This is a genomic window from Mitsuokella sp. AF33-22 (assembly GCF_003475755.1).
Lineage (GTDB): Bacteria > Bacillota > Negativicutes > Selenomonadales > Selenomonadaceae > Mitsuokella.
Genome location: NZ_QRQA01000018.1, coordinates 36,399 through 45,990 on the forward strand (window position 1 = coordinate 36,399; position 9,592 = coordinate 45,990).

Annotated in this window: 4 protein-coding genes; all 4 read right to left on the reverse strand. The window is 55.7% G+C overall.

The window, feature by feature from the left end; all coding sequences use genetic code 11:
- Window positions 1-28: 28 nt before the first annotated feature.
- The 4 genes from DWZ54_RS10850 to DWZ54_RS10865 all read right to left on the reverse strand — a co-directional run bounded on the left by DWZ54_RS10850 (window position 29) and on the right by DWZ54_RS10865 (window position 9,454).
- A complete protein-coding gene (locus DWZ54_RS10850; protein WP_118476267.1) occupies window positions 29-4,747 on the reverse strand; it encodes an EAL domain-containing protein in 4,719 nt (1,572 codons plus the stop codon).
- 199 nt (window positions 4,748-4,946) lie between these two features.
- Window positions 4,947-6,551, reverse strand: coding sequence for a DUF4127 family protein (locus DWZ54_RS10855; RefSeq protein WP_118476274.1), 1,605 nt, complete (start codon window positions 6,549-6,551; stop codon window positions 4,947-4,949).
- 87 nt (window positions 6,552-6,638) lie between these two features.
- Window positions 6,639-7,379: a hypothetical protein gene (locus DWZ54_RS10860; RefSeq protein WP_233541691.1), complete on the reverse strand. Its 741-nt coding sequence runs from the start codon at window positions 7,377-7,379 to the stop codon at window positions 6,639-6,641.
- 146 nt (window positions 7,380-7,525) lie between these two features.
- Window positions 7,526-9,454: a GGDEF domain-containing protein gene (locus DWZ54_RS10865; protein WP_118476269.1), complete on the reverse strand. Its 1,929-nt coding sequence runs from the start codon at window positions 9,452-9,454 to the stop codon at window positions 7,526-7,528.
- Between the last annotated feature and the right edge of the window lie 138 nt (window positions 9,455-9,592).

Genomic DNA, 9,592 nt, shown 5'->3' on the forward strand with positions numbered 1-9,592 from the left:
ACAACAACTGAACATCAATCGAAAACCATCATGTGCTGACGCGCGCGGGCATGCCGCGCTGGCTGTGCATGATGGTTTTGTTCTGATACATCCTGCGGTCCGTCTCCGAGATGATGGTGTCGATATCGTCAAAGGGCGAGGTGCGGACGACGCAGCCCAGAGCAATGCTGATGCCCTCTGCATTATACCGGCGGCGAATGTCGCGCAGGATGCATGCTGCCTGTTTTTCACTGACATGCGGGATGATGAGCAGGAATTCATCTCCGCCCATGCGGAATACGTGATCTGTACCGGACACCTCCGCGAGCAGGGCCGCTGACCGGCGAATCAGCTGATCTCCCGCTTCGTGCCCCTTCGTATCGTTCTCCTTCTTGAGGCCATTGATGTCGCCAAAGATGAAGGCAAACGGGAACCCCGCCGGCAGTCCATGGATGTATGTGAGCAGGGCCCGGCGGTTGCGCACGCCGGTCAGCTGATCGATGGTGCCAAGCTCCTCGAGGCGCTTGATCGTATCGCGGTTGCGCAGCATGATGGCGAGGAAGCTCGTCAACGAACTCAGCAGGAACGTCGCAGAAGAAAAGGATGCTGAAGCCGGATTGACTACCTCGGTAAAGCCCAGGGAACGGCCCGACTGAATCAGATGGCCGGAAACAAGGCTCCGGACACTGTGCAGCATCGGGTGGAGTCCCGGATGGCGCTGCAGGAACGGAGCCGTATCGTTGAGGATCAGCATGTGGTTATGCTCAAAATGCTCATACAGCGGCCGCAGCTGAGCGCGCGGAATGTCCTGGAGGTTGGCGAGCAGGGATGGCAGCGCATCCCGGCGCCATTCGTACGTCCCGCTGACCGTGGCACCGTCGTGTTCCTCAAAGATCAGCACGCGCTCTGCCTGGAGCGTCTCGCCGATCTTGGCCAGCATCTTGCGGATACCCTCCTCAGGATCGCTTTCCTTCATGCCGAGCGCGATGATGTCATTAATGACTTCCTCACGCATCAGCATGTTCTTCTTCTCGGCTTCGTAGTCCAGGTACTGATGGAGATCTGCCGATGCCGAAAAACGCACATTGCGCCCCTGCCATGGCACGAGGGTATCGTGCTGCAGGACCATGCCGCCCGTATGGCTGAAGGAATGCGTCCATGTGTAGATCTTCTGCCGGCAGAGCAGGTGATTCGTACAGGCGTGACATGGTGCATTGCTGCCCGTTATCACCTCGTAGCACTTCTTACCTTCAAGCGGATAGTCGTCCGGCAGATCGAGTGCCTTGCGCATGGCCGGATTGATGTAGAGCAGGTCATACGTCTCTATGTCCGCCATAAAGACGCGCTCCTGCCAATCATCAAACTTCTCCCGTTCAAAGACGACTGGATTCTTCATGCCAGTGCCACCGCCCCGGCATTGCTGCTCCTGATCGTGCAGGCGATCGGAGAGCAGCATCAAAAGCTCATCGAAATCCTGTGTCTCCGCCGACCGCACCTGTGACCAGCACAGCGAAAGCGTGCAGCTGTGGCCATCCAAGGTCGTAAGCGCATGAACGCTTTGTGCCAGCTTCTCCATGCGCTGTTCGAGATTCTTGACGTACAGCGACCGCCCAAAGCAGCAGAAAAAGCCGTTGCCCACATGCGTGACGATGCCCGACAGCGGATTGCAGCGCAGGATGCAGTCGCGCACAGCCTGCAGAGCCTTGCGCCGGACAGCATGCCCGTAGTGCTTGACAATCCAGTTCATCTCAGGCACATGCAGCAGGCAGGCCGTGTACTCCGCGCCGAACTGGCGATAGCGGTCCTCGTATTCCAGTCCGGTCATCAGCATGCCGCGAAAACCGAAGAGACCAGTATCGCGGTCCAGGATGCCCAGCTTCTTCTCCTCCTGGTCGCGGCTGGAATTGCTGCAATCCGTGAAATAGCCGATGATGCCGGTGATCTTCCGCCCGGTGTAAAGCGGAAACCCCGTCACGGCAATGCGGCGCGGCACTCCCTTGAAAAGCGAAGTCGTCAGCAGGCGGTGATAGGAGGCACCCTGCTGCAGAATCCTGCAGTCAGCCGCCACGATCTCATCGGGCCGCATATCCCAGCCAAAATCCTCATCCCTCCTGCCGATGATTTCCGCCGCATCCCGAAGTCCGAAATACGAAAGAAATGCCTGATTGACGCCACGGTAACGGCGCTGCTCATCCTTCCAGAAAATGGGGTCCGGTGCAAAATCCATGACAGACTGCCAGAGGGCCGGCAGCTCTGCCGGTGCCGGCTGTTCCTCACACACCGTCAGCCCCTGAGAATGCACGAACTTCGGCAGCAGATCACGAAGATCCTCCTGGCGTCCCCAGATGTCATCCCGCACACAGAGCAGGATATCGTGCGTTCCCCGCAGATGAACGGTCACAGCATCAAAGACCATCCACTTATAGTTGCCGTCAGCTTCCCGGATCCGGAACATCCCGATGACTTCCGAGCGCTCGGAACGGCTGGAACGCTGCAAGAGCGCATGCGGCTCCAAGAAGGCCAGGAAGCGGGAACGGTCCTCCGGATGCACATAGTGATTCGCATAGCGGTGCACGATTCTCGGGATGGCCTTGATGCGCTGGCCTGCATGCATCAGGGAATTCATGCTCTCGATGACATGCAGCTCACCGCGGGCCATATCAAAGAAATAGACGCCATCGTAAATGAGCATCAGATTCCGGAAAATATCATCGTACTGGCGGAACGACGTCATATCCTGGTCGTACGTGATGTTGTAGATATGCGCGCGGCAGAGAATCTGATTGCCAATGGATGCGACCTTCCGGACGCGAATCTTGAAATACTGGCCGTTATCCACATACGTCATGTTCTCTTCCTTTCCGCTGGCCGCAACCTTGCTCAGAAAGGCCTGATACTTTTTCCAGAACGGGCTTTCCGCCGTCAGCCGCTCATGCACGGCGTGCTCCCCTTTGTCCATGGTCGCCCGGACGACATTCCGGTATGCCTCGTTCTCACTCAGGACGACGACCTGTCTGCCATCGTAGCAGAAGAGCGCCACGGGCATATCCGTGATGAGATTGACCATGCCCAGTACATCGTAGGCCCGCTCCTCCTCAATGGTTTCTGTCCTGAGAGGAAAGCGCCGGCAATGCTCGGCGCAGGCTTCATAAGGAAGCGGGCGCCCGTAATAGAAGCCTTGAATCTTCTCGCAGCCGATTTCCCGCAGGAATTCGACCTGCTCCCTGGTTTCTGCCCCTTCCGCCAGCACATGGATGCCGAGCGTCTTGGCCATCAGCACGATGGAACGAATGATTTTCCGGCTCTCTTCATTGAAATCGCGCAGCAGTCCCTGATCGATCTTGAGTTCATCGAAATGATACTTCTGCAGGACATTGAGCGAAGAATACGCACTGCCGAAATCATCGAGCCAGACCTGATAGCCCGCTTCCCGGAACTGACGGAGTTTCTTCACGAGAACATCGTGTTCCTGGACAAGGGCTGATTCCGTGACCTCCAGCCTGAGATAATACCGCGGGATGTGGAAGCGGGCGACGACCTCCTCCACGACAGGCAGCGGATCCATCAAGAGAAAATCATAGCGCGACAAATTGACGGAAACCGGTACCATGGGCAGATTGTTCTGAAGCTGATAGCGCAGCAGGCGCCCCACCTCCTGCAGCATATACGTATCGAGCTTGTAGATGAGACGCGTATCCTCGAGTACGGGGATGAACAAGCCCGGCGAGAACACGCCCCGGCCCGGCGACTCCCAGCGCGCGAGTGCCTCATAGCCGCACAGCTCGCCCGTCAGCGCGCGCACGACGGGCTGCAGATAAACCTTGATATGGCCGTCCCGTATTGCCCGGTCGAGATTATCGATGATATAGGCCCGGTCCATGACCTCCCGGCGCATGTCCTCATGGTAGACGGCACAGCAGCGCGTCGCATCCCGCTTGATGCTGTCACAGGCCAGTTTGGCCATGTCGAAGGACGTGCTGGCCAGTGACGGCAGGGCCTCCTCTCCCATGAACAGACAGATCCCTGCCTTCATCACAATGCTCGGATTATGAATCAGATGATCCGCCTTATGACAAAGATCTTCTATCTTTTTTTCGAGTCCTTCCTGCGGTGCAAACAGGGCAAAATTATCCCCGGAAAGACGGCTCAGGCAGGATGAAGCGAACTCCGTCCTGAGCAGTCCTGCAATGGATTTGAGCAGACGATCGCCTTCATAAATGCCATGCATCTCATTGAAAAGCTTGAAATTCGTCAGATTCAGGTAGACAGAAGCATAAGCAGGATACGGCCCCGCACTGCTTCCGGCCAATTCCTGTATCCGCTGATAAAAAGCATGCATGTTGAGGAGTCCCGTCACCGGATCGAGCTCGCCATCGAGCTCCCTGCCCTCGCGATTGAGTAGGTTTACGAGCCAGACCTTGCCGATTTCCGGAAATTCCGCCTCCCGGCAGCAGCCCTCCACATAGCGGCTTTGTCCCTTGCGTGTATAATAGCGGAAGGTCAGATATCCATAGGAAAACAACTGGTCGCCGTGGCGGCTGTTCATCCTCGTGCGCAGCGGTACATAATCCTCACGATCCATCATGCCCGAGAATTTGCCGCCCGTCATGTAATAAAATTCCTCTTCATTCGCACACTGATAAAGGGCGAGAATCTCCGAGTTGACAAAGAGAATCTGCTCATCGCGGTCCTGACGCAGGAGACAGAGCCCTCCGGCCAGCTGGTCATAATACTGATGCAGTTTTTTCTGTAACGGTTCTGTGTCCATCCTGAGCACAACTCCTTCTCTATGGCCAAAATCGCTGAGGTTGATGCGACGATTGCGATGATATGGATATGGAAAATACTATTTTTTAATTCGAATGCATGAAGGCATTTTCCTGTCTTGACAAAAAATTTATCGTCATTCCATGAAAAAACAGCCAGAGACAAATCTCTGACTGCTTTTGATCATGCAAGAAAGTGGCTCAACGCGCGAAATAATTGACTTCCTGCTTCGCAGAATGCTGGATATCCGCCTCAAACATGCGGTTCCAGGGAAAACGCACGTCAATCTCGGCCAGCGAATCAAACGGCGGCAGATTGTCTTCGACAAAGCGCGTCATCATGCGCGAAGAGCGGCGCGAAACGGCGTCCACCTTGGAATCCAGGCTGCCGTAAACACCGTCGCCACGCAGCCAGGTCAGCTGACGGGCGATGATGTTGCGAACATTGGCCTGATACGCCCAGTCGTCCAGATAGCGCGTAATGAGCAGCTGATCGACGGCATCGTCCTTCATGTGACGCGTGAGCATGCCCTCGCCGATGACGAAGCCCGTGCTGTTCGTCGGTGTATTCCAGCCGGCATAGGCGCGAATCTTGAAGAGCAGGCCGCGGTCGCGCAGCTCATTCATCAGGGCATTGTCCGAACCGTTCGCATAGGCGATATCGGCCACGCCGACCGGATACCCCTTCGCGACGTAATCGCTGACGATATCAGCAAAATACTTCGTGCCCTCGCGCGGCGTACCGTCGTTGTCGCGGTCATTGGCCTCACCAGTCTTGCCATTCGGATTCGTGTTGACCGTGAGGACGAGATCGGCCTTCTCCGGCGATTTGACCTGCATGCCGCCGGCGGCCGTGATGGCCGAAGCGATGGAGTCACCAATCTTCTCGTCGGAATACGACGGCACGGTGAATTCGCCGCGGCCCCAGTTATAGCGGACAAAAACGAACGGCACGTCACGGCGGATATCGTTGACGGCACGTGTCAGCATCAGCATGCCGATCTCATCGATGCCGGCCATGGCCTGGAAACGCGTCTTGCCGAGATCCTTGCCCTCAGCCGACAGATGGCGGCTCTCAAGATGCGTCTGGGAATACGGCGCATTGTCATCGCGTCCGAGCACAAAATAATTGAAGGCATTGTCGCGCGTGAGCTGAATCATCTTCTCATTGGCGGCGAAATTCTTCTCGCGGCGTCCCATCCAGTCGGCCAGGGATTTCTTGGGAATCAGTCGTCCGAGGAACTCATATTCCTTCTTTTCGCGGCGCGTCAGCCCCTCCATCTCCTCTTTGTCCTTGAGGACCGTGTAGCGGAAAATATCGGAGCCATAGTTGCGGTAATAGCCCGGTTCTTCATGGCCCGAAGCCTCGCCCGTGCGCGGCGTGCGCATGATGGAGCCGAACACGTAGAGCTGCATCTTCGGATGTTCCTTGCGGAACGACTTGAAGCGGTCGGCGCGCGCCAGCACCTCATTCTTGGAATACTCATGCTTGCGCGAGCCCACGAGGCTGCCGTACAGCATGGAGTCCGACGAAATGACTGCGGCATCGGCATCCTGGGCATTTTGCTGCAGCCAGTTCCAGAGCTCATCCGGCTTGCCGAGATCATCGCGGCTGCCGAGCATATCATCGGGCGGCACGACCACCTCATAGCCCAGCTTCTCGACGACCTCCGCCGTCTGCTTATCCGAGATTGGCCGGTTGTCGTGCGGAATATAAAGGATCTTCTCTACTTTATTCTCTGTCTTGTGGTGCGCCGAAACCGTTGGCACGGCCATCAGCAGTGTGCACAGGACAGCCATGAGCATGATGATGCGCTTGCTCAAAGAATCGCTCCCTTCTCTTTTTCTCTCTGCATATCTCTATCTTGCGAAACTCATCTTTCTTCATTCGCCTCACTGGGCAGATGCATCCATTTCTGACGTGCTGTCAGCTCCATCCTCACCAGACGTGCTGGTATCCGAAGTCAGCACGGCAAGCAGCGCCTGCTTGACATCATCGGGCACATTGAGCTTCGTATCGAATTCCACGCCGCCCTCTTTCGGCGTGGCTCCCTCGATCTCGATCATATCGATCAGCCGGTGCCCCTGATACTCCGTCTTGCCGAAGTCCGAGGCTGCCAGGGCCTTGCTGTAATCCACGCGGACCGTATTGTGATGAACGGTGACCGGCAGATTATCGGGCATCTCCATATGGCCGACGAGTCGCTCTGCCATGGAAAGGGAAATGCGCGAGAACACCCAGGACATCAGCCCGTGATTCGGGATATTCTTGCTGCGTACCCGGTAAACAGCATACGAGCTGTCACCCTGATGCACGAATTCCTTAATCTCCCCCGACACTTCGACGGGACCGACTTTTTTCGTGTTGGCCGTGATATCGAGGCGCCCGTTCTCATGGGACTTGATCGTGACTTCCGTCACCGCGCCATCATCCGTCATCTGCTTCGCAATGGCGTCATTGATGACATCATCCGGCACAAAGAGCTTGCCCTGACTGATCTCGAGCAGGGACTCCTTCGACCAGGTCTGGCGCAGCACGGAAAGCACCGGGCCGTAATCGGCCACCGCCGCCTTGACTTTCGACCAATCAACATGCTGGATTTTCTCCATCCAGTTCGCTGGCATGTCAATCATAAAAAGCACCTTCTATGTTCGTTCTCGAAAATTCTTGTCAAAAAACAACACTTCTAGCATACCACAGAATCACACAAAAAGGAACCGTGCAGCGCGCATCGGTTCCTCTCTCATGGAAATATAATGTAAAAATCAGGCAGTCATGCTCAGAAGCGGATGGTATGTCCCGGATCCTGCCGCGTACGTGCGACATAGGCCACGAAATCCGCTTCAGAAAGCGGTTTTGAGAAGTAATATCCCTGCAGGATGCTGCAGCCAAGCCGCGTGAGCTCGCGTGCCATCTCCTGCGTCTCAACGCCTTCGGCCGTAATCTGGACACCGAAGGACTGGAACCCGTCGATGATGGCCGGCAGCAGCCGGTTATGGCGGCTGAAATACGCCTGCACGAACGTCATATCGAGCTTGACATCGCTGAACGGGAAGCGCAGGACACGCATGAGATTGGAATATCCCGTGCCGAAATCATCGAGTGAGAAGACGGCATGATGAGCCTCGAGCTGCTTCATGTTAGCCTGCAGGACATTGCGATCCGCCAGAGCCGACTCCGTGATTTCGAGCTTGAGCTGGCTGAAGTCTACATGATGGCGCCTGGCAATGGCGACCAGACGTTCTGGCATGCGTTCATCGCGGCACTGGATAGGCGAAAGATTGACATTGATCCTGTCGATGCCAAGTGCCTTCGTATCCTGCTGCTCGAGGAATGCACAGACCTTCTCGAAGACCTGCTCACCAAGCTGCGTGATGCTGCCGCTGCGCTCCGCGACCTGGATGAATTCGCCGGGCGAAATCATGCCGAGCTCGGGGTCGACGATGCGGGAAAGCGCCTCCGCGCCGATGATGCGCTGCTCCTTCGTGCCATATAACGGCTGGTAATACACCTCCACCGTATTGTTCTTGATTGCCCGGTCCACGGCAGCGCGGATCTTCGCATCATGCTCGGCCTTCTGACGCTCGCGCTCATCGATGATGACGAGCTGGTTCTGCTGCTCGGCCATCTGCAGCGCCGTCGCCACGTAGTTCAGGAAGCTTTCCGGTCGTCTGACCATCAACGGACCGCGGAAAGCCACATAGCTTGCCGTGAGGTAAAGGCTGACATGCTGATCATGCCAGGGCTCCTGCAGCCGCTGGTCGAAATCGCGGCACATCTGGTCAAACGGCAGCACCTGCCGGGCAATCAGGATAAAGCGGCCTTCCTCCAGATAGGCAACAAAGCAATCCGGATGACGCGTCCGCAGGTACTCCGCAATGATGCGCAGGCCCGCATCCATCTGGCGGACGCCATACAGCCTGCGATTCTCCGAGAAATCGTTCAGAACCAGCGCGAACACGGAAAAATCGCCATGTTTCCCGAATTCCTGCAGCAATGAAAGCACCGCCGACTGATTCAGAAGTCCCGTTTTGCGTTCCGTATAAAGATCCGGGTTCTGAAAGGCCAGATACATGACAAGAATCGAAAGCATGTAGAAGGAATCCATGACGAGGTACATCGGATACACCATGCGCGCAACATCCCCGACGATCAGGATGAGGCAGCCGCCGAGCAGAGCCAGCTTCTCCATGTTGCCCAGTACCTTGCGTCCCACGGCAGCCAGGATGAGACAGATGGAAAAGAGCAGATACGAATAAGCATTCGCGTAGAGGACGAGGCGGTAAAAGCGCCCGATATGATAGCCGCTGTCGTTGATGGAATAAACGAGCCCCGACCAGGGCGACGTCAGAATAAGCAGCAGCGAGATCTCAACGACCGTCCAGACAAGGAAACGCGGCATGCGTATGGACGGTGACCGCTCCTGCACAAGTGACTCGACGTAACAATAGAAAACAAAATCCCGACATACGAATCCCACAAAGAACGCAAGATCACAGGTGTTGAGCAGCCATAGGGGAATTCCCTCATAAGCCGTATTGAGCTGACAAGAAAGCACGTTGAATACCACCGTAAAAAACTCCGCCACCAGCAGCCGGCGGAACATCACGTTGCGGCGAATCGGCAGAACAGTCTTGAAAAATGAAAATAAAAACAAGATTCCGAGTACGGCCAGCGTCGCCCAAACAAATTCATAATGATATTGCATGCTTCTACCTCATAGCCATAAATGCATCTATCTGCTAATAATTTTTCTTGTTAATATATCGTACCATAAATATCATTTAGAATATCACGCCTTTACCATGTTCGCGTCGGGTGAAATTCGCCAAATTGCGTCGGTCGA